The sequence below is a fragment of the Alphaproteobacteria bacterium SS10 genome, assembly GCA_019192455.1.
In the GTDB taxonomy this organism is placed as follows: domain Bacteria; phylum Pseudomonadota; class Alphaproteobacteria; order TMED2; family TMED2; genus TMED2.
In genome coordinates, this window is the sequence record JAHCML010000004.1 from 237,853 (window position 1) to 261,193 (window position 23,341).

21 protein-coding genes are annotated in these 23,341 nt (G+C 57.0%); 12 read left to right on the forward strand and 9 right to left on the reverse strand.

Features of this window, described 5'->3' with window-relative positions; translation table 11 throughout:
- Window positions 1–5 precede the first annotated feature (5 nt).
- The 6 genes from KI792_08660 (at window position 6) to KI792_08685 (ending at window position 4,947) form a co-directional block, all read left to right on the forward strand.
- Complete coding sequence (locus KI792_08660; GenBank protein MBV6633088.1) at window positions 6–842, forward strand: VWA domain-containing protein; 837 nt, start codon at window positions 6–8, stop codon at window positions 840–842.
- Window positions 842–1,324 (forward strand): OmpA family protein, encoded by a 483-nt coding sequence (locus KI792_08665; protein MBV6633089.1) that lies wholly within the window; start codon window positions 842–844, stop codon window positions 1,322–1,324. Before KI792_08660 ends, KI792_08665 begins: the two co-directional genes overlap by 1 nt.
- Before the next feature lie 12 nt (window positions 1,325–1,336).
- Entirely contained in the window at window positions 1,337–1,993 is a 657-nt protein-coding gene (locus KI792_08670) for a hypothetical protein (protein ID MBV6633090.1), read from the forward strand.
- Between the two features lie 4 nt (window positions 1,994–1,997).
- On the forward strand, window positions 1,998–2,741 hold the full coding sequence (locus tag KI792_08675; protein MBV6633091.1) for a 5-bromo-4-chloroindolyl phosphate hydrolysis family protein: 744 nt from the start codon (window positions 1,998–2,000) through the stop codon (window positions 2,739–2,741).
- A 14-nt stretch (window positions 2,742–2,755) separates the two neighbouring features.
- On the forward strand, window positions 2,756–3,589 hold the full coding sequence (locus KI792_08680) for an FkbM family methyltransferase (protein ID MBV6633092.1): 834 nt from the start codon (window positions 2,756–2,758) through the stop codon (window positions 3,587–3,589).
- Between the two features lie 74 nt (window positions 3,590–3,663).
- A complete protein-coding gene (locus tag KI792_08685) occupies window positions 3,664–4,947 on the forward strand; it encodes an MATE family efflux transporter (protein MBV6633093.1) in 1,284 nt (427 codons plus the stop codon).
- An 8-nt stretch (window positions 4,948–4,955) separates the two neighbouring features.
- Here KI792_08685 and KI792_08690 read toward each other — a convergent pair whose 3' ends face one another.
- The gene (locus KI792_08690; protein ID MBV6633094.1) at window positions 4,956–6,767 is read right to left on the reverse strand and encodes an adenylate/guanylate cyclase domain-containing protein; all 1,812 of its coding nucleotides are present in this window, start codon (window positions 6,765–6,767) and stop codon (window positions 4,956–4,958) included.
- 13 nt (window positions 6,768–6,780) lie between these two features.
- The gene (locus KI792_08695) at window positions 6,781–7,284 is read right to left on the reverse strand and encodes a hypothetical protein (GenBank protein MBV6633095.1); all 504 of its coding nucleotides are present in this window, start codon (window positions 7,282–7,284) and stop codon (window positions 6,781–6,783) included.
- A gap of 356 nt (window positions 7,285–7,640) precedes the next feature.
- Between KI792_08695 and KI792_08700 the strand changes: the two genes are divergently transcribed.
- The 3 genes from KI792_08700 (at window position 7,641) to KI792_08710 (ending at window position 10,126) form a co-directional block, all read left to right on the forward strand.
- Complete coding sequence (locus KI792_08700) at window positions 7,641–8,555, forward strand: hypothetical protein (GenBank protein MBV6633096.1); 915 nt, start codon at window positions 7,641–7,643, stop codon at window positions 8,553–8,555.
- Between the two features lie 160 nt (window positions 8,556–8,715).
- Window positions 8,716–9,834, forward strand: a complete 1,119-nt coding sequence (locus KI792_08705; GenBank protein ID MBV6633097.1) for a hypothetical protein — start codon at window positions 8,716–8,718, stop codon at window positions 9,832–9,834.
- A gap of 25 nt (window positions 9,835–9,859) precedes the next feature.
- Window positions 9,860–10,126, forward strand: a complete 267-nt coding sequence (locus KI792_08710; protein ID MBV6633098.1) for a hypothetical protein — start codon at window positions 9,860–9,862, stop codon at window positions 10,124–10,126.
- Here KI792_08710 and KI792_08715 read toward each other — a convergent pair.
- The 3 genes from KI792_08715 to KI792_08725 form a co-directional block, all read right to left on the reverse strand.
- The gene (locus KI792_08715; GenBank protein ID MBV6633099.1) at window positions 10,123–10,824 is read right to left on the reverse strand and encodes a hypothetical protein; all 702 of its coding nucleotides are present in this window, start codon (window positions 10,822–10,824) and stop codon (window positions 10,123–10,125) included. The two genes, KI792_08710 and KI792_08715, sit on opposite strands and share 4 nt — an antisense overlap.
- Before the next feature lie 146 nt (window positions 10,825–10,970).
- Entirely contained in the window at window positions 10,971–12,791 is a 1,821-nt protein-coding gene (typA, locus tag KI792_08720) for a translational GTPase TypA (protein MBV6633100.1), read from the reverse strand.
- Window positions 12,792–12,925: 134 nt separating this feature from the next.
- Window positions 12,926–13,789, reverse strand: a complete 864-nt coding sequence (locus KI792_08725; protein MBV6633101.1) for a hypothetical protein — start codon at window positions 13,787–13,789, stop codon at window positions 12,926–12,928.
- A gap of 276 nt (window positions 13,790–14,065) precedes the next feature.
- Between KI792_08725 and KI792_08730 the strand changes: the two genes are divergently transcribed.
- From KI792_08730 to KI792_08740, 3 genes are all read left to right on the forward strand, one after another.
- Window positions 14,066–14,950 (forward strand): hypothetical protein, encoded by an 885-nt coding sequence (locus KI792_08730; GenBank protein ID MBV6633102.1) that lies wholly within the window; start codon window positions 14,066–14,068, stop codon window positions 14,948–14,950.
- A gap of 229 nt (window positions 14,951–15,179) precedes the next feature.
- Window positions 15,180–18,350, forward strand: a complete 3,171-nt coding sequence (locus tag KI792_08735) for a cyclic nucleotide-binding domain-containing protein (protein ID MBV6633103.1) — start codon at window positions 15,180–15,182, stop codon at window positions 18,348–18,350.
- 29 nt (window positions 18,351–18,379) lie between these two features.
- Window positions 18,380–18,919, forward strand: coding sequence for a peroxiredoxin (locus KI792_08740; GenBank protein ID MBV6633104.1), 540 nt, complete (start codon window positions 18,380–18,382; stop codon window positions 18,917–18,919).
- Window positions 18,920–18,935: 16 nt separating this feature from the next.
- Here the strand turns inward: KI792_08740 and KI792_08745 are convergent, their stop codons facing one another.
- Genes KI792_08745 through hisS form a run of 4 tightly spaced genes read right to left on the reverse strand, consistent with a single transcriptional unit; the run spans window position 18,936 to window position 23,120 of the window.
- Window positions 18,936–19,862: a DMT family transporter gene (locus KI792_08745; GenBank protein MBV6633105.1), complete on the reverse strand. Its 927-nt coding sequence runs from the start codon at window positions 19,860–19,862 to the stop codon at window positions 18,936–18,938.
- Between the two features lie 10 nt (window positions 19,863–19,872).
- Entirely contained in the window at window positions 19,873–20,871 is a 999-nt protein-coding gene (locus tag KI792_08750; protein MBV6633106.1) for a DMT family transporter, read from the reverse strand.
- Between the two features lie 52 nt (window positions 20,872–20,923).
- On the reverse strand, window positions 20,924–21,769 hold the full coding sequence (locus tag KI792_08755; GenBank protein ID MBV6633107.1) for a purine-nucleoside phosphorylase: 846 nt from the start codon (window positions 21,767–21,769) through the stop codon (window positions 20,924–20,926).
- A 22-nt stretch (window positions 21,770–21,791) separates the two neighbouring features.
- On the reverse strand, window positions 21,792–23,120 hold the full coding sequence (gene hisS / locus KI792_08760; protein ID MBV6633108.1) for a histidine--tRNA ligase: 1,329 nt from the start codon (window positions 23,118–23,120) through the stop codon (window positions 21,792–21,794).
- Window positions 23,121–23,341: the final 221 nt, after the last annotated feature.

Consider the following 23,341-nt stretch of genomic DNA (forward strand, 5'->3'; position numbering starts at 1 on the left):
TAGAGATGGGACGTCGTCGCCGCCGCTCAACCCGGGGTGGTTTTGTCGCCCGATTACTAGGCGCCATGACACCGATTTTCATCGGTATCTTTGTGCTGGTGATGCTGGTCGATGGGATCTTCAACGATAACCAGCTGTTGAGCGAGGACCCCGATCAACGCTCTGCCGACCAGGCGACCCGCGCTGCATTTGCGTGGGCTGGCGGCGTTGGTGTGGGCGCTGAGCTTGCATCCGCGCTCGATAACAATCGGGTACGCCGCAACTACCTGCTCGCGATTGATGCTAGCGGATCCATGGAAGACAACGACAATTGCGCGCCATCTGGGCAGAGCAAGTTCTCCGTCGTGGCGCCGGCGGTTAGCAGCTTCCTCGATAGTGTTAGCCCCGACGATTATGTCGGCCTGATTGCCTTCCAACGGGATGAGGCAAGCCTGCTGCGCCCACTCGGTCCACCACGTAAGGATGAGATGCTGCAGGCGATTAGCACCATCACCCCAGGTGGCCGGACACCAATTGGTGCCACGCTCGTGCTTGCGAAGTCCGTGTTGGAAGCGCGTGCCGCGGCACAGGCTGGCTATGGTGAGTATACGATTGTGCTGGTAACCGATGGGGCCGCAACCGATCAGGAGATGATGGACCGGATGTTAAGCGACATCACGCTTGAGACCCCGATCATCATTCAAACCATTGGCTTCTGCCTGCGCCGCTCTCACGCGCTCAATGATCCCAGCCGGGTGATTTATCGGGCGGCTGATGACGGTCAAGCGTTGAGCCAAGGGCTCGCTGCCGCCGTCGCTGAGGCTAGCGATTTCGATGCGTCCGACTTTGAGCAGCTGAACTGATGACCAACGCACTCACTAATCCCAAGGCTGGACCTTGGTCCCGACGTCGCTTACTGCGCCTGATGCTTGGTTTGGGCATCGTCGGTGGCGCCACCGGCTATGTCGGTTTAAGCGGTGTCCAGTATCAGAAGCGTCGAGTGCGTCGCTGGATCGTTGCCTTTGACGGCAATGTGCCGAATGAGGATGGCGCCGCCATGCTGCAAACGGCACTAGACGACGCCAAGCTGCGCCTTGATCAGCCAATCCGGGTTGTTGGCCATACTGGCACCGTTGGCGCCGCTGCCGCCAAGCGCGCGCAGTCTGAGACGCGGGCCGAGGCGGTGCGCGATGCGCTGGTTGATGGCGGCATTGACCATAACCGTATTGCTGTCACGGCCCTGTCCGATCAGGCGCCACTTGAGCAACAGCCAGGTGAGAGCCGCCGTGCCTATGAACGGCGGTTGCAGCGGGTTGAAATCCTGGTCGGCAGCGTTGGTGGCTAAGGGACCAGATCAATGAGTCGTCAAGAAACCCATATGGCGGGCATTGAAAAGCTGCCCTGGTGGGGCTGGAATCCGGGTCTTGATAATGGTGATCGTGTCCTGGGCGAGGTGCTGGGCAGCATGCCGCAAGTGGATGCGAGTTCGATCCCGTGGCAGATCAAATGGCTTGAGAACCCCACCTCTTGGATTGCCCTGCCTGGTGCGATCACTTTGCAGCGGCATGACGCCATTCATGTGCTTTTGGGCCGTGGATTGCGATCCCAGGATGAGGCATTTGTCATTGGCTTCACCATGGGGGCAACCAAGGTGCTGAAGGGCTGGCAGGAGGCATTGTTTGCCTTTGCGACCAAGCACTTCTACCCCAAACCTTACAACTTCACTGATGATGATCTCTTCGCTCTTCGCCTTGGTTTTGGCGCTGGGCAGGATAGTAAGGCAACGCGGCTTGAACGGTTTCCGTTTGAAGATCACTTCGACAAAACGGTTGATGAGGTAAGGGCGATTGTGGGTATCAGCCTGCCGGATTTACACGCCTATTATCGGAAAGAGCGGCTGCTCAACCCACACACCAAAGAAACCGCGCGGCTGGATTTAGATGTTGGTGGGGTCGACCCATCTGATATTGCTAAACCCGACGGTGAAGAGTCCGATTGGAAGCGCGAGAAATAGGGCCATGGTGGCGCCCCACAAAGCCAATGTGATGGAAGCGTTGGGGATCAGCGAGATTGCTGACCGCCAGGCCCTGACCACTGCCATTAAGGCGGTCGACGATCACATGAAGCAACTGACCCCAGTTCCCTGGCGGGAGTGGGGCCGTCAGCTTTTTGCTGGTGCAGCCGCCGCTGCCTTGGTCGTCCTGGCCGATTTGTATGCGGGTATGGGTTGGATGGAGGCTGGCCTATGCGGTGTGATCGCCTGGATCGGACTATCCGTCATGGTAGAACCAGATGCCCCGAGCCTTCGTGATCAGAACACATGGCTATCGGTGGCCGATCTGTATGATGGTTTAACCCGGCTGGCAAAGTCGATTGATGCGCTCCGAAATCTGAAGATGGTGTCGGTTCCGACGGCGCGACATCCTGTCGATCAGATGTGCGATATCCTCTTGTCCATTGCTGAGGATTACCGTGTTGATCCTGGGGATGTTGTGCGCTCCCGTACCTTCTTGCATCACCATGTGCCCATGGCAGTAGAGGTTGCCCAAACCGTTGACCGTTTAAGCGCGCGCGGTGGTTTGTCCGAGGAGCAGGATATCGCCCTACAGGATGCCATTCAGCAGTTACATACGATCCGCGATGCTTTTGAACGGCAATTGCAGGCTTTGGCCCGTAACGACACGGATGATCTAAAGATCACCGGTGATGTGCTAGATAGCCTCCTCATCAAAACATCAGAAGCTGGTGCGACCGCCCGGTAGTTGAAAGAGTTTCCATGATCATCAAAAAGGCCCCATCGGAAGATCTTTTTGGCCGCTTCCGAGAGGTTATCTCTGACCCGATCAATGTGCTGATCGAGCGGGTGCCCCAGGCCGGGCAGGTCGAGAACGGCATTGTCACCCTGCATAACGGCAACCAGGTGCCACTGATTGGCGCCGGGGCTTACTACGGTCCCTATTCTGGCCTGCTTGTTATCAATCGCGGGGTCACAGAGCCTCTAGAAGAATACATCTTCCAAGAGGTTTTGAAGCAGCTGCCGGAAGCGCCGCGCATGATGGAACTGGGTGCCTATTGGGCGCATTACTCCATGTGGTTGAAGCGCGCGCGGCCTGATGGCCACTGCATCATGCTGGAGCCTGAAGAGGCTTACTTGGAGGCTGGCAAAGCTAACTTTGCCCGAAATGGGTTCAGTGGTGATTTCGTTCAGGGCTTCATCGGTCCCGATGGTTTCTCAATTGACGACTACATGGCGGAGAAGGGCCTTGATCGCCTTGATATCCTGCATGTCGATATCCAGGGGCTTGAGCCATACATCTTCACCTCAGCGGCAAAGCTGATTGAGGGCCATAAGATTGATTACCTCTTCGTTGCGACCCATGGCGATGACACCCACACCAATGTGCTGAAGGCATTGGAGGTGGCGGGTTATCGGATTGAAGCGGAAAGCGATTTTGAGCTTCACACCACGTCGACCGATGGGTTGGTATTTGCAACCGCACCCCATATTGACCCGCTGCTTGACGGTTTTCAGTTTAAGGGACGGCAAGAGCTGGCCGTTGCCATGCCGGACGAATTGGTAGCCATGCTGAACAGCAACGTCAGCCGGTGACCCTTAAAGCCCATATACGCGATACGGTTCGGCTCTCCCTGCCCGTGATGATTTCACGCGCTGGGATACTGACCATGATCCTGATCGACACACTGATGGTTGGGCGATTCAGTGCGACTGAACTCGCCTATCAGGCCATTGGCTGGGCGCCGGTCGTCGTCCTTACCACCGCCGGTGTTGGTCTGATGATTGGCACCATGGTGGTGACGGCTAACGCTCTGGGGCGTGGACAGCTTGAGGGCTGCGGCATCGCCTGGCGACGCGGCATGGTGATGGCCGGTGTTATCGGTTTGCTCGCGGCGGTTATCTGCCAGTTTGGTCCAAGCTTCCTGAGTGCAACGGGTCAATCAGCTGAACTCTCAAACGAGGGTGGGCGGGTGGTTGCTGTCCTCGGGCTTAGCCTGCCGGCCACCTATTTCTTTGTTGTCACCACCTTTTCCCTCGAGGGGTTAAAGCGGCCGGTGCCCGCGATGTGGGTCATGTTGCTCGCCAACCTGGTCAATATCGGCAGCAACTGGGTGCTGATCTACGGCCAGTTTGGCCTGCCCTCCATGGGGGCGGAAGGGGCGGCCTGGTCCACGGTGATTGTGCGGTGGATCCAGGTGTTTGTGCTGGTTGGCATCTTGCTAACCATGCGGGATGCCGCGGCGCTCGGTTTCCGTGGTGCTGGATGGGGCATTGGCAAATGGGCCGATTGGCAGCGTCAGCGCTCTATCGGCTACGCGAGTTCACTCAGTATTCTGGCTGAGAGCGTTTCATTTGCGACGCTGGCGATCATGGCGGGGTGGTTGGGCAATGCCCCGTTGGCGGCCTACAACATCGCCCATAATGTGCTGGCGACCATGTTTATGGTGGCGCTCGGCATCGGTTCAGCCACCGCGGTCCGGGTTGGATTTGCCCATGGCCAGGCAGACCACCGTAACCTCGCCATGGCCGGTTGGACTGGTCTGGGCCTGAACACCGTTTTGATGGCGGCGTTTGGCGTTGTGCTTTGGGTTTTTGCGCCGATGGTGGCCGGTGGTTTTACGACGGATGTTGATGTGTTGGCCCTGGCAACCGCGGCGATGGCCATTGTGCCTTGGTTGCTGATCGTTGATGGCGGTCAGGTTGTTATGGCCAATGCCGCCCGGGGGCGCAGTGATGTGTGGATCCCAACCGTAATCCAATTTGTGGCCTATTGCGTGATCATGGTGCCCATGGGGTACCTGCTCGGTGTGCGCTGGGATTGCGGTATTGATGGCCTGTTCTATGCCGTGCTGCTGGGCAGTGGCGCTGCCGTCCTGTTGCAATGCGTTCGATTTGCATGGCTAGGTCGGTTGGACCGGCGCGGTGGTTTGGTGGCGGCACAGGGTTTCTGAGCCAAGGCTTAAGATGATAGCGCTGCTGGATCGTCTAGCCGCACAACCTTCAAGCTCTGCTGCTTGCCCCGGATGTCAACCTCAACGGGGTCAAAGCCCATCACGCCCCAGCCCGCTTTCTCCATCAGCTCAACCGAGGCAACAACAGGCGTGTTCCATTCCTTGGCGAGGCTCTCAAGTCTCGCTGCCGCATTGACCACATCACCAATGGCCGTTGGCCGCCGTGCTTGCCCTGCACCCAAATCGCCAAGTACGGCAGTGCCAACATGAACACCGATGGCCATGCGCAGCGGCTCCTCAAGCCCCAGACGCTCATCCTGATTCAGCATATCCAAGGCCTCGAGCATGTCTGTTAGGGCGTTTAGCGCATTCTTGCAGCAATCCGAGGCGTCAACGGTCTCAGCATCTGACCGGTCCATAATATCCTCGGCACCGAATAGGGCCATGATGCCGTCGCCCATGAATTTGTCGACGCGACCACCATGCTTGCGGATCGCGGATTGCTGCCAGGTGAAATACTCGTTCAGCAGGAAAATCGTGTCATAGGGCAGGCGGTCTTCGCTGAGGCTAGTGAAGCCGCGGAGGTCTGCGAACAAAACCACAATCTCACGCTCAACGCCGAGGGAGCGGCTATCGAACTTTTTGATCTTCTTCATGGCGTCTTTGGCCGCCACGAGTTGCACAATTGAGAGCTGGCCAACAGGGCGCAGCTGACAAGCAAGCCGAACGCCTTTGGGCGCCCCAATCTTCTCTAGTAGTTTGGCCTCTGCTGGTTTGGGGTCCGGCTGTGGGTCGGATTGCGGGCCGATATGAACGCGGCAAGTGGAGCATCGCCCACGACCGCCACAAACCGAGGTGTGCGGAATACCATTGGACCTGCTGACCTCAAGCAGAGACGCACCGCGCAAGGCTGATACGGTTCGTCCCTCGGGGTATCGAACCTTTACCCGTGGCCCTAAATGCCGAACCCAAATGGCGATCAATGGTGTGATGAAGGCCAGCGCGGCAAAGCCGACATACATCCAAATCCAGATGACGGATTTGTCCTTAATCCGACCATAGGTCCAGGGCTTGCTAACGCTTGTAGCGCTAACGTTGGTGACCGCTACTGTCGTAAAGGATGCGGGTATTAAGAGCGGCGATGGTTGAACAACCTCTGCCCGCTCAGCGCGTCGCAGCTTGCGTTCGGCCTCAATCGTTTTGCCAGCCATCACATATCCGGCAATGGCAAGGGTCGGCACCAGAATGGCAACCGCGTGCCAAACCATCACGGTACGCTGATACCAGGGGTATAGGTTCAACCAGAAATGCATACCGATACAGGCATGGCCCCATACCACGAGGGCAAGCAGCACCGGCAGCCATGGCTCCCTTGGCCAGTAGCCTGGAATGGTTTTCCGATAGGTGTCGTTGAAGTCGATTAGCCAATTGCTGATGCGGGTGTCGGCCAAATGCTCAATCAGCAGGATGGGGATGGCCACCCCCAGCAGTAGCTGGATCAGCTCGCGCTTTGGCAGTCTGATGCTGTGGCGGCTAGCCGTCTTACCAAGTGCCAAAAACACATGGGTTATGAGCGCGCCGTAAAGCACAACCGTGCCGACGGGATGCCGCGTTACAACCTTCCGCCATTCCTGAACCCGCTCCATCAGATCAATGTCGAGGATGCCTAGGCTGTGGTTCAGAAGATGGGTGAGAACATAGACAAACAGGATAATGCCGCTAACCAAGCGGCCACGCCGCGCAATGGCGTCGAGGTCCCATTTTTTCGCACTCGATGGCTTCGGGCTTTCTGATGTGCCCGTTGTTCCCCCAATACTCATAAAACCCCCAGGCCTATCGCATCTGTTCTAGATCGGTGGCCCAGTTGCGGTCTGCCCGTTCGGTTAAACGGGCCTGATCCGCACGCCATTGATCACGCGTGTTCTCAGTGTAGTGGAGGAAGAGGCGACCATCGGTGATGGTGAAAAGCCGTGGATCGCCAAAGACATACTGCCCAACCGTAACTGGCCAGGCGCCATGGCCACCATAGGCCGGGGCATAGGTTTCCGGGTTGGCGCGGAACGCCTCTAGATTCATCTGGCTGGTGAACAGCCAGCGGGCACCTTTCCAATGATAGCTGAACTCGTCACTACCTTTGGCTGGTGCATCTGCTTCGAAATAAGTCACCGGGTCAAAGCCACCCATGGCTAGGTTGCCAATCGGTGTCGTTCGGATCTCAGAGACCTGTGCGCTGGCTTGTTGAACTTGCAGGGTGAGGCCGAGCAGTAGGCCGACCCCAGCCATCAAGAGGCCATGCCCAAAGCGGGTGGGGCTTAAGAAGTACGAGCGGTTGGCCATGTGGACTGGATCCTGATCAGCGCGAGGTCTGTTCCCTACAGGCTAGATATATTCGCGGCCTGGTCAATCTAGGCGAGGTAAACACCCCGCGAACATGGCCCATATCGTGGGGTTCCTGCCGCGCCTTTTAGGGCATCAACTAAGCGGCTGGGGATCGTTTCTTTCGATATCCACACGATTTTTGAAAATTTTGTATTGAATTTTATCTAAATTGCAGGCGATTATGGTGTTGTTGATATGCAATACAGCTGCAGAGGGGGCTCTAAGGCAAGGCGCATATCAGCCCCACCTTAGTGGGTTTGGGATCATAGGCGCGAGGCTTTGGCGTCAGCACTAGAAGCACTGGGGGGTGGCTAGTGAGTATTCTGGATCAGATTTCCGTTGAGCAGCAGGCCTCCTTTGGCCCACTTACCAATCCCGGTCTCGGTATTGGGGCCGAAGGGTCAATAGCCAGCGGCGCAGGTCAGGCCGATATTACCGCCCAGGTGATGGCCTTACTGCCGGCCCTTAAGCCGCAATCGGAATCATCCGACCCCAGTATTGAAACCGCACTCCCAACATCATCAGTGTCAGCTGGCATTGATAACCGTGCCGCAAGTGACTGCGCCTATCCTGGCCTTGGGTGCTGGGCAGTGCAGCTTGGTGAGGCGACCCTTGATAACGGGCAAACCCGGTTCTTCATCAATGTGGTAGATGGATTCGGTAAGATCGTCATCCAGCTTCATGGTGTTGCCACCGACCGAACCTTTGGGGATGTGTACCTGCAAGGTGGTGAGATTGATCACCAGCTTCAGCTGTTTGCCTTTATCGGTGATTTCTTTGGCGATGTGCCCCGGCTCTTGCACCCGCTGCACCCGGTTGGCGATCAGGCTGCGATGATGGCGCTGTTAAGCCAGATCGCAGCTGCCGCTGACCGGATCTCGACCGCCAATATTGATTATGTAGAAGATCATCCGGCAGCGGATCGTGGCGCCGCCCAGGATGAGAATTCTGTCGTGGCCACACTGATCGACTTGATCGGTCGTGTGGTGCCTAGCTTCGATAACCGTAAGTTTAGTGGTTGGCAGACCCCAAGCGGCCTACAGCGTAACCTCGACCGTCGGATTGATCGGCCGTTCCATGATGATGACGATCTACTCTCTGAGGCTATGCCGCCGGCACCATCTGGCCGTATCGCGCCATTTTCAAAAGCGCAGATGACTGCTTGGTTCCGGTCCGCCGCACGCCATCAATACCGCACGACTGTTCCAGCGGCGCGTCTACCATTTTAAGCAAGCGTTTTGACTATCGAATGCGCTTTCAATAGTCTTTGCTAGATTATGCGTTGATGAGACATTAACCGCCTGAAATCTAAAGACGCTTGTGACAATCGCTCCGGCTGTAAGCCGCACCGCCAAACCGGATCCACTATCGCTGCAACGTGTGCAAGAGATGCACGCGGCATATCTGCATGGGCTGGATCAGACGGCACGAGATGCATTGGATAAGCAGGAGCCAAAGCTCGACAGCTGCATCGTTGCGGCAATTGTTAGTCCGGTTGCTTCCTATATCGGCCGACGCCAACAGCTTGCGACCTCAGCATCACCTGATGATGTTTCAGAGCTTCTAAAGTTTGCCGACACACTGCGTGCCAGCATGGATGGGGATATCCGCCCGCTCTCAGAACTTGGCGCTAAGGAAGCGCCCATGGTTAAGAAGTGGCTTGAGGTGGCCGTCGTTCAGGCGACCAGCTTGCTAAACGATGATCATGAGCGTGCAATCTCGAAACTGGTTTCCGAAGCCCCAGCAGATCGGCCAGATACGTTCGACGATCAACTGTTTCAGGGACAGGACCGCGTCTACTTCCAGCTCCCAAAGCCGGAGAGCAAGATCGCCGCTGAGATTGAACGTCACCTGATCGCTGGCGGTTACAAGGATATGGACTATCAGGCGGGTACAGTGATTAACCCGCAGGGTCCAATTACTAAGATTGGTCGCGCCTTACAGCGTGTCGGGCAAATGGAGTTGCGCGATGCCTATGCCAAGGACCCGGCCCGTGCCAGCGATATGATCGTCATGATCTCCCGTGACCCGGAAGACATTGCACGCATGTCCACAAAGCGGAAATGGGATAGCTGTATGAACCCCAGCCATTACCGCTTTGGGCGCCACGTAACGGCTGATCTTCAAGAGGGAACAGCTATTGCCTACCTTTTGAAGCCGAATGATGTGAATGCCGTGAACCCAATCGCCCGCATCGCTTTGAAGCCCTATCGAAATGAAGAGGGCGAGGTTTTGATGGTACCAAATCGAACCTTTGGCCTAACGCGCACACCCTTTGCTGATTTTGTCCGTGATGTCGCCGACACCTATGTCAACGAGGGCAAGACCGGCGTATTCAAGATTCATCATGATTTGGGCACCGATGACTTAGCGTCAGAGGTTGAGCGGTTCCCCGATGGGCGCATCGTCTCTGAGATTACGCTTGAGCCCAATATTCAGGCCGGTGAGCCAGTTCGTAAGCTGCCTGACGGCACGACGGCCAAACGAGGAATGCGCGTTGCCATCTAGTTCTGCCAATAGCCAATCGGCGATCATGGCCATCCGCTCTTTGTTTCAGCCCTGCAGCGCTCGTGAGCTATCCGCACGCATCAAGGCTGCGCTGGAGCAGGGGGACCTAATCCCCTTCGCTGGGGAGGTTGAGTGGCAGCTTGAGGCTGAGGATCTGGAGCGTATCTGGGAAGGTCGCTCAGAATCCATGGATGCCATGGGCCCAGATTTGCTGAACCTGATGACGGGCACGGCGATTGCCGAGGACTGGGAAACGCCTGTGGCTTTAACGATCAAAGACCCGGTTGGTTAGCGGCTGCCCGCAACCTTCGGCGTGGCTGTCTCGGATGGCGGCGCAATACGAGAGGCCTGCGCCCGGCGGTAGAATGCCAGGGCATCCCCAACATCCAATGCATTCGGGCCAAAGTTGGCTTTAGTAGCCGTCTCAGCCGGGATTTCCGTCATCTTAGGCAGGATCGTGGCGTAGTCGCGTGGTCCCGGTGTGCGACCGGCGCGGATGAAATGCTTCAACGCATCGCGGTTCACAAAGGTCTCATCAGCCGGATCGCCACTGATCGGTGGGACCACCATTGACCAACCTGGTGGCAGGCGGCGGCTCATCATATCCTCAGCGTCCAAATGCTCGGGCAGATCACCCCAATAGGCCTTCAGTTCCTCGGCGGCATCAAGGCCACGCTGGGCCGCTGCACCGATCTTTGGCGCGATCTCTTCCGTCGTGGCTTGGAACAGGCCTGCGGCTTCCTCCTGATGCATCATGACGGCGGCCTCAACCCGGTAGGGAAGTCCGATAAGGCGGTTGGTGAATGCCATCTCGGCAATGCTGGTTGAGAATTCATCAGCAGGTGTCACGCCGCGGCCAAAAATCATGTGGAACGCGTCATGCCATTCCCGGCCTTCGGTCTTGTTAAAGACTCCATGAAAAGCGTCGATCTGTTCGCCGATCGTTGGCTCTGCGGTGGCGCCGGCGGCTTGCTTTGATGCGTCGGACATTAATCTCTCAACCAGTTTGTTGGGCTGTGTTTCGCCCATTAAACACGCGAGCCTGAAAGCGCTAAGGGGCAACTGGTACCCAGTTAAGCAAAAGCCCGCACCATGCTGCATGGTGCGGGCTCTAAACTGTCTTAAGCCGGTGGTACTTAGCCGGCCTCTGCCATCTGTTTGGCCATGCGTTTGCGCACATGTGGGTCAAGATAGCGCTTGCGCAGGCGGATCGTTTCCGGCGTTACCTCAACCAACTCATCATCATTGATGTAGGAGAGGGCGGCTTCCAGGCTCAGCTTCTTCGGTGGGGTTAGTTGAACCGCATCATCCTTGCCCGAGGCGCGAACATTGGTCAGTTTTTTACCTTTGAGTACGTTTACATCGAGGTCGTTGCCACGGGTGTGTTCACCGATGATCATGCCCTCATAGACCTTCACGCCCGGGTCGATCAGCATCGGCCCACGCTCTTCCAGGTTCCATAGGGCGTAGGCGACAGCCTCACCATTATCGTTGGAAACCAGAACGCCAGTGTGGCGGCTGCCAATCGGGCCTTTATAGGGCTGATACTCATGGAACAGGCGGTTCATGACACCGGTACCGCGCGTATCTGACAGGAACTCAGACAGATAACCGATTAGGCCACGGGATGGGGCGTGGAACATCAGGCGCTGTTTGCCGCCGCCTGATGGCCGCATCTCTTGCAGCTCACCCTTACGCTCAGAAATCTTCTGAACCACGGTGCCAGAGAACTCTTCATCAACATCGATGATGACTTCTTCAATCGGCTCCATCCGTTGCCCGTCTTCTTCCCGGAACAGGACGCGGGGGCGGGAGATGGAGAGCTCAAAGCCTTCACGGCGCATGGTCTCAATGAGGACCGCCAGCTGAAGCTCGCCACGGCCGGCAACTTCAAAAGCATCCTTCTGGTCGGTCTCAGTGACACGGATAGCGACATTGCCCTCGGCCTCACGCATCAGGCGATCACGGATCACGCGGCTCGTGACTTTGTCACCCTCCGTACCAGCCAGCGGGCTGTCATTAACCGCGAAGGTCATGGCCATGGTTGGTGGATCGATAGGCTGTGCTGGCAGCGCCTCGGTCACCTCTGGCACGCAAATGGTGTCGGCGACACCTGCCTCTGGAAGGCCCGCAATGGTAACGATGTCACCGGCCTCAGCTTCATCAACCGGCTGCTGCTGAAGGTTTCGGAACGCCATGACCTTTGCAATCCGGCCCTGTTCAACCAGCTCGCTCTCGCGGTTGAGGACCTTCACTTGCAAGTTCGGTTTCACAACGCCGCTGGCAACGCGGCCAGTGATCAGGCGACCAAGGTAAAGGTCATAGCTCATGATCGTGCCGATCAGGGTGAACGGCGCGTCTTTATCCACGGTTGGGGCAGGGACGTGGCCCAGTACCAGCTTGAACAGCGCATCCAGGTTTTCCCGGGAGCCCTCAAGGCTGTCATCGGCCCAGCCATCACGACCGGAGGCAAACAGGTATGGGAAGTCGAGCTGATCTTCATCGGCATCAAGGGCGGAGAACAGATCGAAGACCTCATCCAACACCTCATCTGGGCGGGCATCACCGCGGTCGACCTTGTTGATCACCACGATGGGCTTCAGGCCACGGGCCAGTGCCTTGCCAACCACGAATTTGGTCTGGGGGAGGGGCCCCTCAGCGGCATCGACTAGCAGGATGGCACCATCCACCATGGAGAGGATACGCTCAACCTCGCCACCGAAATCGGCATGGCCGGGGGTGTCGACGATGTTGATGCGGGTATCTTGCCATTCGACGGAGGTCGCCTTGGCCAGGATCGTGATGCCACGCTCACGCTCCAGATCATTGCTGTCGAGGGCGCGTTCGGCCACCTGCTGATTGTCACGGAAGGCACCGGACTGTTTCAGCAGCTGATCGACGAGGGTGGTCTTACCATGATCGACATGGGCGATGATGGCGATGTTGCGCAAATCCATGGGGCAGCTCGCGGGCAAATCGGTTTTAAGCGGAAGTTGTGAGGCTTATATACTGCGGCGCAGCAAAGTCACAAGCGTATCCGGCCAAATTAGCCCGCATAGCTCCCGTGATGGTTCGAACGCACCTGGCGAGATTAATCGCGCTTGCCGAAGCCGTAGGTGCCTTTTTGCGCCTGATCTGCCGCAACTACCGCCGCACGCTTGGCCAGTAAGCGATCTTGAGCGTCCATGGCGAGGAAGGTGCCGGTATGCTCTGGCATGTGACCGATCACCTGCTTCCACGGGCCGTGCTTGGCGTGGTCGCGGGCGTAGTCATCGAGAGCGACCTGCCCATCATAGGTTCGATCAACGACAAGTTTGAGCGTCGTCAGTAGGCGTTGGCCACCTTGTGAATCAACCTGAGGTGCCGCCATGGCAAGCCCATCGGCAGCAGCACCGGTCGCCACATTATCTGGGGTCATAACGCGAGCTGCTTCACGCAGGGTGACCAGGTCGCGGGCAAAGGCAGCCTGATCGGTTGTGCCGTTGCGATTGCCTTCCCAGGCCTCGACCACCTCGTCTTCTGCACCCTTGAAGATCATATCGCCTGCGATGTCCGTAAGGCGTGCGCGCTCAGCTTTTGAGAAGGTTGAGGAGACGAGCGGTAGATCAACCAGTGATTTCACGAGTGAGTCTGCCTGCAAGAACTGCTCAGCATTGGTCAAGCCAGAGCCAACAGGCGTAAACAGGGTCGCCATTGAGTTTGCCTGGCTCAGCTCTTCGCCCAAGGTTGGATTGCCGTTGTTGTGAGCGCCCAATAATGGTTCAGCCGCCAAGTTTTGCAGGACAAGCTCGAACTTTGGGCCTCGGGAAGGCTGTCCGGCAATGTCCGCCATGCGCTGTGCCTGCCTTGGCTCCGCCTCGGCGAAGCGCTCAATCAGTGGCTGATCGTCTGCGGTTGCGTGACCTTGGGCGATCAGTTTGGTGGCGAGTTGTGCGCCAAGTGTTGGTGCGGTCATTGGTTAGTCCTCCGGTTACTTTTCTCTTTTGCTCCTGATCTTTTGTCGTCAGGTTGCGAGGCCGTGTAATCAGAGCGTTATCTAAAGTCAAAGAAAGACGTCAATTGGCTTTGCTAATGCCAGCTATGCGAAAATGGGCTAAGGGCTTTCTCGCGCATCGCATATCACAAACATATACATTCGGTTGACGGCTAGGGGCATGCCCGCTGTCTGATAAAAAGAAGAATGGTGGGCAGCATGGTTGTATCGTTGATGGCTCGCACAAAACTTGGGGAAATGGCTGAACAAACTGGCCGTGTAACCCCGAAAGAAATCGAACTTCTCGACCGGTTTGCGACAGAGCATCCGGACCGAACTGCGCCGCTCGAAACGGCACTTCAGGAGCCCTGGCGCGGTGGCCCTGGCCCGGCTAGCTGGTACGAGTTTCAAGACCAGCCCCGCCAAAGTGATTCCATGGATAGCGGCATCACTGGTGAAAGCGAGGCACGCCTCGCTAAGAACCTTGCTGCCTGGTTCACCCCCGATGGTATGAACCAATCAGCCGTGTCCCGGTATCTGGAGCGTCGTGCTGTTGTTCGCACGCTGGTTGATATCGCCCCGACCGATCAGGCGTTCTCAATGGCTGAACGCGATGCCCTTCAGGATGCCGCCGCTAAGCTGATTGATACAAAAGAGCCTCTGGTTTCCCAGATGAGCTGGCAGATCGACTGGCAGCAAATCCGCGATGACAAACTGCCCGAAAGCCGCTTTGCTAAAGATCTCGGGGATCTCCAGGATGTGGTTCCAGCCTTCTCACCGACAGGGCTTGCCACTGGCCGCGCCACTGAAGCGTTGGAAGCAGTAGCGCCGCAGATGCGCACGCAAGAGGGTGTCAACCTATGGAACGCCCTGGGTCAAGTGGTGGCCGACGTTGAAGAGGGCATGCGGGTCGCTGATGATGGCGGTAAAGTTGCCTTCATCGCTGACCAGAGTGTTGTTGATCCGAACATTTATACCCGTGGCTATCGCAAATACGGACCTTTCAAAGAGGCGCTAGCGCACGGTAACACCAACATGGTTGGCATGTTCTTGAGCTTAGATGCCCTGGATCGTCATGAGAGCCGCCGCGAGAAAGCCGCGGCTAAAGATCAGACTGCGCGACCAGGCCCAGGGGGCCGTTAACGGCCGCCCCAAGGCATCGATCGCGGCCCATTATTCCTTGTTATTCAATAGCCTGTTTATAAGCATTTGCTGTTCTGGGCTTGCTGTTTTGGTTTAGCGGCGCCATCTACTGTCTTGCGATGCAACCAAGCATTGGCGGCTATTTATTGGGCATTCGATTTGTCACGACGCGACACGTCGTTGTGAGTGCTTGATGGCTTAGCGCCGCCTTTGGGATACATCTGGCCTTATGGAACCCACACTATTTCGCTTCATCTGGCGCCATTCTAAGCGCGAACAGATCATGGTGCTCTTGCTGACGCTGGCATCATTTCCGTTCCTATACATGACCTTGGAGCTGCCCAAGATTATCATCAATGATGCGTTGAGCGGCGAGGCGGGGCCACATGATTTGGGCTTCTTGAGCGTTAGCCCAGTTTCATACCTCATGCTGCTTTGTGCGGCTTTGTTCGTCCTGATCCTGATCTCCGGTTTTCTGAAGATGCGGGTCAATGTGTACAAGGGCGTCTTGGGCGAGCGGATGCTGCGCCGCTTGCGGTTCCAAATGATGGACCGGGTCCTGCGCTTCCCGATGCCGCAATTCCAGCGCACCAGCCAGGGTGAGATCGTCTCGATGGTGGCATCGGAGACGGAGCCGCTGGCCGGCTATATCGGTGATGCCATTGCCCTGCCGGCCTTCCAGGGCGGCACGATGCTGACCATCCTGATTTTTATGTTTGTGCAGGACCCAGTCTTGGGTCTGGCCGCCACGGCAATGATCCCGATCCAGGCGGCGGTGATCCCACGCCTGCAACGACAGGTGAACCAGCTGGGTAAGCAGCGGGTGCTCAAGGTACGTCGCCTATCGGAAGAAATTGGTGAGAGTGTGTCTGGCATCCGGGATATCCGGATTAATGGCACCGCGCGTTACACGCTCTCAGGTTTCTCCCAGCGGCTGGGCGAAATCTTCGGCATCCGCATGTCGATCTATCACAAGAAGTTCTTCATGAAGGGGCTGAACAACTTCTTGGGCCAGATGACGCCGCTCTCCTTCTATGCGATTGGTGGCTATCAGGTGATTCAGGGTGACCTGACGATCGGTGCGCTGGTCGCCGCCGTTGCCGCTTACAAGGACCTCGCTGCCCCGTGGAAGGAGCTGCTGAACTACTACCAACGGATGGCGGACAGCAATATCAAGTACGACCAACTGCATGAGCAGTTCGTGCCGGATGAGCTGCTGGAGAAGCAGCTGCAGTACTGCCCAGGGACGGAGCCATTCGCCCTAGACGGCGTCATCTCTCTCAACAACGTTTCGCTTGCCTCCGCTGACGGTGTGCCGGTGTTCAGCAACCTCTCCCTAACGGTGGAAGAGGGGGCAACGATTGCCATCACCGGCACGGATACAACGGCGCGGGAGCGGTTCGTTGAGATGCTGACCAGGATCACCCCGCCTACTGGTGGTCGGATCCTGCTTGGCGATCAGGACATCGCGACGATACCCGAGACCATTCTGGGGCCGAATTTCGGCTATGTCGGGCCCGACAGCTACATCTTCAACGATACAATCTTCGACAATGTCTTCTTCGGCATGAAGACGACGCCCGACCTTGCTGGTGATGGCGGGAAACCAACCCTAAGCAGCGCCCAGGTTAAGGACGATAAAGAGGCGGGCAAACTATGGATGAAGGAGGCTGAGGCTTCCGGTAATTCCATCGATCCCTACACGGCTGATTGGGTAAATTACGAGAATATCGGCGCCCTTGATCAACAGGATGCCTTGAATTGGTGGTTGCAGGTTATCGAGGTGACCGGGGCAACAGAGACCCTGTTCAAGCTCGGCCTCGATACGGTCATTGATCCCAATGAATATGCCGGGATGGCGGCGCAGATTTTGGGGGCGCGCCAATATATTCGCCAACGGCTGACCACCCGCGATCAAGAGCACTTTGTCAGCCCCTTCGATTACCAGCGCTACAACACCTATGCCTCGGTGGCTGAGAATATCCTGTTCGGCACGCCGATGGATGATCGATTGGCGACCTCACAGCTCGCGCAGAATGATTACTGCCATTCAGTGTTTAAACGCTTCGACCTCGTTGAGCCGATCCAAGAGATTGGGCTGAAGCTAGCTGAGATGCTGGTGGAGATGTTTGAGGACCTGCCACCGGGTCATGAGTTCTATGAACAGTACAGCTTTGTTGATGAAGAGGTGCTGGATCGCCTGCCAAAGATCCTGCGACAGGTTCAGTCCAAGGGGCGTTCTTCCCTTAGCTTGGACGAACGGAACCTACTGGCCAGCCTGACCTTCGAGCTGCGGGTTGAGCGACATCGCTTGGGTCTGATCGATGAAGAGCTGCAGAACCGGTTGGTCGAGTTGCGGCACTACTTCCACGACAACTTGCCGGTTGAGTTGCGTGACGCCGTCGCGATGTTCGACCCGCATGACTACAACCCGGCGCTGAGCATCCGCGGCAACCTCCTCTTTGGTAAGGTGGCGTTCAGCCTCGCCGGTGCAAAGGAGAAGGTTGAGGCCCTCATTGATGAGGTGTTGGAAGATTTTGGCATTAAGGAGAGCGTGATCCTGCTGATCCGTGACCTGGATGCGGGCGTTGGCGGCAGTAAGGTGCCAACCCTGGGCAGGCAGCGCATGGCCTTAGGCCGTGCCCTGGTTAAGCGGCCAAAGATTCTAATCGCGAATGCCCCGCTTCAGGCCATGGCAATTGATCAACGGGATGTGGTGCGCCAGCGCATTCGTAACCTGCTGCCCGATACCACCATCATCTGGCTGGACCAGGATATCGTTGATGATAGCGACGTCGATCGCCGCTTTGAAATCCGCGATGGTCGCTTGATCGAGACGATTGATGCCCAGTCCGATGTGGCCGCCGATATGACGAAGCCTACAGCTTATGGCAACCAGACTGAGACCGCTGATCTTGCCCTCGCCGATGATCAAAGTGCCGAGGTGCGCTTGCTGGCGCAGGTGCCAATCTTTGCCCATCTACAGCCACAGCAGCTTAAGCTCTTGGCTTTCACAGCTGAGCGTTTGCAGTTCGAGGCTGGTGAAGCCTTCTACCAACCGGGTGACCAGCCAGACGGCGTCTATGTCGTCATTGATGGCATGGTCGATATGATCCGCGGTGTGCGGGGTGAAGAGATGGTGGTGGCCACGCTGGGACCAGAGGGGGTGATCGGTGAGCTTGAGGTATTGTCCAGTATCTCGCGTGTTGCCCTGATCCGGGCGGCAACCAAAGTCTCGGCCCTGCGCATTGATCCGATGGTGTTCATCAACTTTGTCCGCAACGACCCGGAATTGGCCTTTGCCGTTATCCGTGGTATCGGCCTGCGTTCAATTGGCCGTGCCGATGAATGGCGCCAGGCCTCCAAAGATCTAGAAGATAAGGCCGGTGCCGCTGAGTAGCGGTGCGGGGCAAGCTCAGTGAGGCAGTCATGCTAACCGTTGGTGATCAGTTTCCAGCCTTCGCCCTTAAGGCCGTGGTCTCACGCGATCCAGACAATGCGGTGATTGAGCTGACGGAGCGGTCCCATCCGGGCAAGTGGAAGGTCATCTTCTTCTGGCCAAAGGATTTCAGCACGGTCTGCCCCACCGAGTTGATCGGCTTTGGTGATCTAAACGCGGCATTTGAAGAGCGGGGCGCCGTGCTCTATGGCGCATCGACCGACAGCGATGCCGTGCACCGCGCCTGGCGGGAGCATGAGCTGGCGCTGCGGGATATGCCCTATCCCATGATCTCAGATATCAAGCGGGAGCTGTCGGAAGCACTGGGCATCTTGCACCCTGATGAAGGGGTTTGCCTGCGCGCGACCTATATCCTCGATCCCGATAATCGTATTCGCCATGTCTCAGTCTATGACCTGCTGGTCGGGCGTAACCCGCAAGAGGTTCTGCGCACGCTTGATGCGCTTCAGACGGATGAGAAATGCCCCTGCAACTGGCAGCGTGGCGAGGCGACCGCCACCGTTGCCTAAGGGCCTTAAGGCTGGATTAGCCTAATGGCCGTTGCGGCGGCTGGTCACTGCCGGGGGCGACCTCTGGGTTCAGCTTACTACGCCCGGCTTCCCGATGAATGATGTAGAGGCCCGAGGCGACAATGATCACCGAGCCGATAATCGTCGCCAGGCCAGGGATATCGCCAAACACGGCAAAGCCGTAGAACGCACCCCAGATCAGGCTGAGATAGTTGTAAGGCGATAGCAGGCTCGCATCGGCATAGCGGAATGCGCTGGTAAGGCAGTATTGCCCCGCACCACCCATCGCACCAATCACTGCCAGGATCGCAAAATCTGCAAGGGTTGGCGTTGTCCAGAACCATGGCAGTACGGCCCCGGCACAGGTCATGATCATGATCGTGCCATAGATGGTGATGGCCGCCGTACTCTCCGTCTCGCTCATCTGGCGGATGAAGATTTGCACCATCGCATAAGAGAAGGCACCGAACAGGGCGACATAGGTGGCGGGGTTGTTCTGCGCGAAGCCAGGTTGCATCGCGATAATCACACCGATAAAGCCAACCGCCACGGCTGCCATCCGATGCATGCCCACACGTTCCCCCAATAGCGGGATGGCCAGCAGCGTTACAATCAGTGGGCTTGAGAAGATGATCGAATAAACATCCGAGAGCGGCAGCTGCTGGAAGCTGAAGACAAAGCAGGCCGTGGTCAGCGCCATCACGAAGCCACGGGACACGTGAAGGAATGGCCGCTCAGTCTTGAGCGCCTTCCAGCCGCCCTCAAACCGCAAGCACAGCAGCAAGACCGGCAGCGACAGCAGGGACCGGAAAAAGATCACCTGCGGGATCGAATAGGATTGGCTGATGATCTTAATCAGCACATCCATGGACGCCAGGATGCTGATACCAGCCACCATCAGTACGACACCGAGTACGGGTCGATGGATAATGCTGGAAGACATAAAACAGGCCTTAAGCGGGAGGGCGGTTATCAGAGCTGGTCAGCTGATCATTGAATTCAGCTGCCGTCATAGCACTGCTAGCGGCCACGCGACCAGCATCCCTGATGATGTAGAGCGTGCAGAGGAAGACTAGGCACACCCCGATCACAGTTGTGCTTCTCGGCGCGGTGTTAAAGATAAGCAGGCCAAAGATGACCGCCCAAATGATCTGAGTGAAGTTCATTGGGGCGACGATCGACGCATCGCCCCTTGCAAAGGCCATGATGATCAAGAGCTGTGCGACAACCGCTGAGATTGCACATCCCAGAACGGTGGCAATTGTTCGAGGGTCCGATATCCAACTGATATCGGTTGCCGCATCTGCGCCAACAATCTGGCTCCCAACTGGGTTGAAGATGGCCAGCGGCAACAGAATCAGAAGAACAACAATATTTGTTAGTAACATCACTTTTTCGGGTGGATCAGCCCCATCCAATGCCCGCAAGATTAGTGTGCCACTGGCAAAGCTAAAGGCCGCCCCAATTGGAAACAGTACCACTGGGTTCAGGGATTGGATGTCTGGCTGCAGGGCAATTAGGACGCCGCAGAAACCCAGGGCAACGGCCAGCCATCGATGCCAGCTTAATCTCTCACCTAGGATCAATGAGGCCAGAACGACACCCAAAAGCGGTCCAGAAAAGCTGATCGAGTAGGCATCGGCGATACTCGGCATATAGCGATAACCGTAGAAGGCGCACTGGACCCCGATCGCCGCCACCAGGCCATGGCCAAGGACAAGTTTGTAACGGTCTGGCCATACGATGAACCGTCCATATTTCAGCCGACACCATACCGATGCGGTTAGAATGGTCGCCACAGCGTTGAAGACAATCAGTTGTTCGATGGCCACGGCGCCATCAAGCAGCTTTGAGAAGGTATCCATCACCGAAAACAGGCCGTAGCCACCAAGTCCACAAAGGATGCTCAGCAGGTGTGGTGGCAATGATGGTCCAGCATTAGAGCTGGTCATTCAAACCTCTCAAACAGATAGCGGGATTGGAAAGAGCGCGGGCTGATTGGTGTTAAGCCAGCGTCTCGAAAAAGCCGAAGAGCAGGCGGGTCAGGCTTTCACTGCAGATATCAGCGGTGGCCAGCGTCTCTTCGTGGGTTGGTGATCCTGGGCCAACACCTTCAGCGAAGTTGGTAATCGCAGCACAGGCCGCAACGCGCATGTCGCAATGCCGGGCGATCAGACATTCGGGCACGACCGACATACCGACTGCATCGGCCCCGATGGTCTGCATCATCCGGATTTCGGCAGGGGTCTCGAAATTGGGGCCAAGCACACCGGCATAGATCCCCTCATGTAGGAAGATGTTATCGCCAAGCGCGATATCGATCAGCCAACTGCGCAAATCCATGTCGTAGGCGTTGTGCATGTTGGGGAAGCGCGGGCCAACCCGATCATCATTCGGGCCGAGCAATGGGTTGGTGCCCATCAGGTTGATATGGTCCGCGACCATCATCAGGCTGCCCGGGGTCATGGATCGGTTCAGGCTGCCGGCCGCTGCGGTCAGGAACAGAATGTCGGCGCCCAGCTTCTGCAATGCCCGGATGGTGATGGAGAGGGCCTCCATAGATTCCGCTGGCCCCTCATAGAGGTGCTGGCGTCCCTGTAGGCACGCAACCTGCGCACCGCCAAGCCAACCCATATGAAGGTTGCCTTCATGCCCCTCAACATTGGCGCGGATGAAGTTGGGAATATCGCTATATGGCACCGTCACCGAGTTTTGCATCGCGCTGGCGATGTGGCTTAAGCCGGAGCCAAGTACCAAAACGGCGCGTGGGGTCCAATCGGCTGGCTTCTTCGTCTCCAGCACGGCCACGGCCTCTTCAACCGCTGCGTGAATTGCCTCTACCGATTGCATGTCCGAAACCCCTTAAAGCCAACTACTGCCCTGCTGGTGTCCAAACCGCCGGATCGGCGGCACCCTGATCACCAGAGGCCATGTCTTTAACTTCATGGGGCTGGTTATCATCAAACGGTGGGAACCACACGTAACCTATGCCCTTCTTTGAGGCATAAGCCAATTGCCGGGCAATCTTGCTTGGGCTGTGGAACATCTCAACCCTTAGGCCGCGATCACGGAGTTGCTTGGCAATCGCTGCGGCATTCCCGCGTCGTTCTTCCGACGGCAGGACAACCAAAACCTGTGTCGGGCATTTGGCGCCGGTTTCCAGCAGGCCATCGGCAACCATTTTGCCAAAGATGCGGGTGAGGCCGATTGAGATGCCAACACCAGGCAGCTTCCGGTTGATGTAGCTGCCAGCCAAATCGTCATAGCGACCACCGGCGATGATGCTGCCAAAGCCTGGCTTGTCGATGAACCGGCCCTCGTAAACTGTGCCGGTGTAGTAATCGAAGCCACGCGCGATTGAGAGGTCCGCAAGCACGTCAGCATTAGGCACTTCATTGGCCAGATGATCCATAACGAAGCGCAGCTCCTCAACGCCTTCGCTAAGCATCTCATGCTCGACACCCAGGGCCAGAACCCGGTCGGCAAAGCTGCTGTCAGGTGTTTGGATCTCGGCGAGGGCTAGGCTCTTCTCAGCCGTGGCTTGGTCGAGGCCAACTTCACTAACCAGCGCCTTCACCACGCCCTCAGCACCGATCTTATCGAACCTGTCCAGGGTGCGGATAACCGGCACGCGATCTTCAATACCAAGGCCGCTAAGATAGCCGTCCAGAATTTTACGGTTTGAGACGTGCATGCGAACGGGGCCGATGCCCAGGCCGCTAACACATTCCAGGGCCACCGCAGGGATTTCAGCATCGAAGTGCAGTGGCAAGTGATCGACGTTAATCACGTCGATATCGCATTGGTAGAATTCACGGAACCGACCATCTTGAGGTCGCTCACCGCGCCAGACCTTCTGCATCTGATAACGCTTGAACGGGAAGTCGAGCGCGTTGAAGTGCTGGGCCACATAGCGGGCAAAGGGCACCGTCACATCAAAGTGCAGCGCCAGTCTTGCCTCTGACTTATCCGCCTCTTCCGCGTGCAGGCGTTGGATTGTGTAGATCTCTTTATCGACCTCACCCTTCGCCACCAGCACATCAAGCTCTTCCACCGATGGGGTTTCGATGGAGGCAAATCCGTAGCTTTCGAACACCCGGCGGATGTGATCCATCCAGCGTTGCTCGACGAGGCGCTGCTCAGGCAGCCATTCGGGGAAGCCGCTGATCGGGCGCGGGCGATAGATGGCGCGTTTGCTCATTATTTGGTGCGGGGTCTAAGGGAAAGAGAAATGGCCGCTAAGCCTTGCCCTGCCTGATAAAGCCGCCGCCTTTGATGGTCAATGCCGGGGCGGTCATATCAAGGCTGGATTGCAGCATTAATTGTTACAATATCGTGAAGAGTGGCGCTGATGCTCTTTGTATTGTCAACTAAATGTATATAAATAGAGGTGCGATAAACGCATTAATCACCGATCGCGCC

Coding starts and splice junctions, on each gene's coding strand:
- KI792_08710 (MBV6633098.1), top strand. CDS start 9,860: ATGGCCATCCGCTCTTTGTTTCAGCCCTGCAGCGCTCGTGAGCTATCC.
- KI792_08735 (MBV6633103.1), top strand. CDS start 15,180: ATGGAACCCACACTATTTCGCTTCATCTGGCGCCATTCTAAGCGCGAA.
- KI792_08725 (MBV6633101.1), bottom strand. CDS start 13,789: ATGACCGCACCAACACTTGGCGCACAACTCGCCACCAAACTGATCGCC.
- KI792_08660 (MBV6633088.1), top strand. CDS start 6: ATGGGACGTCGTCGCCGCCGCTCAACCCGGGGTGGTTTTGTCGCCCGA.
- KI792_08715 (MBV6633099.1), bottom strand. CDS start 10,824: ATGTCCGACGCATCAAAGCAAGCCGCCGGCGCCACCGCAGAGCCAACG.
- KI792_08690 (MBV6633094.1), bottom strand. CDS start 6,767: ATGAGTATTGGGGGAACAACGGGCACATCAGAAAGCCCGAAGCCATCG.
- KI792_08665 (MBV6633089.1), top strand. CDS start 842: ATGACCAACGCACTCACTAATCCCAAGGCTGGACCTTGGTCCCGACGT.
- KI792_08755 (MBV6633107.1), bottom strand. CDS start 21,769: ATGCAATCGGTAGAGGCAATTCACGCAGCGGTTGAAGAGGCCGTGGCC.
- KI792_08670 (MBV6633090.1), top strand. CDS start 1,337: ATGAGTCGTCAAGAAACCCATATGGCGGGCATTGAAAAGCTGCCCTGG.
- KI792_08680 (MBV6633092.1), top strand. CDS start 2,756: ATGATCATCAAAAAGGCCCCATCGGAAGATCTTTTTGGCCGCTTCCGA.
- KI792_08730 (MBV6633102.1), top strand. CDS start 14,066: ATGGCTGAACAAACTGGCCGTGTAACCCCGAAAGAAATCGAACTTCTC.
- KI792_08705 (MBV6633097.1), top strand. CDS start 8,716: ATGCACGCGGCATATCTGCATGGGCTGGATCAGACGGCACGAGATGCA.
- KI792_08695 (MBV6633095.1), bottom strand. CDS start 7,284: ATGGCCAACCGCTCGTACTTCTTAAGCCCCACCCGCTTTGGGCATGGC.
- hisS (MBV6633108.1), bottom strand. CDS start 23,120: ATGAGCAAACGCGCCATCTATCGCCCGCGCCCGATCAGCGGCTTCCCC.
- KI792_08685 (MBV6633093.1), top strand. CDS start 3,664: ATGATCCTGATCGACACACTGATGGTTGGGCGATTCAGTGCGACTGAA.
- KI792_08675 (MBV6633091.1), top strand. CDS start 1,998: ATGGTGGCGCCCCACAAAGCCAATGTGATGGAAGCGTTGGGGATCAGC.
- KI792_08740 (MBV6633104.1), top strand. CDS start 18,380: ATGCTAACCGTTGGTGATCAGTTTCCAGCCTTCGCCCTTAAGGCCGTG.
- KI792_08745 (MBV6633105.1), bottom strand. CDS start 19,862: ATGTCTTCCAGCATTATCCATCGACCCGTACTCGGTGTCGTACTGATG.
- KI792_08750 (MBV6633106.1), bottom strand. CDS start 20,871: ATGACCAGCTCTAATGCTGGACCATCATTGCCACCACACCTGCTGAGC.
- typA (MBV6633100.1), bottom strand. CDS start 12,791: ATGGATTTGCGCAACATCGCCATCATCGCCCATGTCGATCATGGTAAG.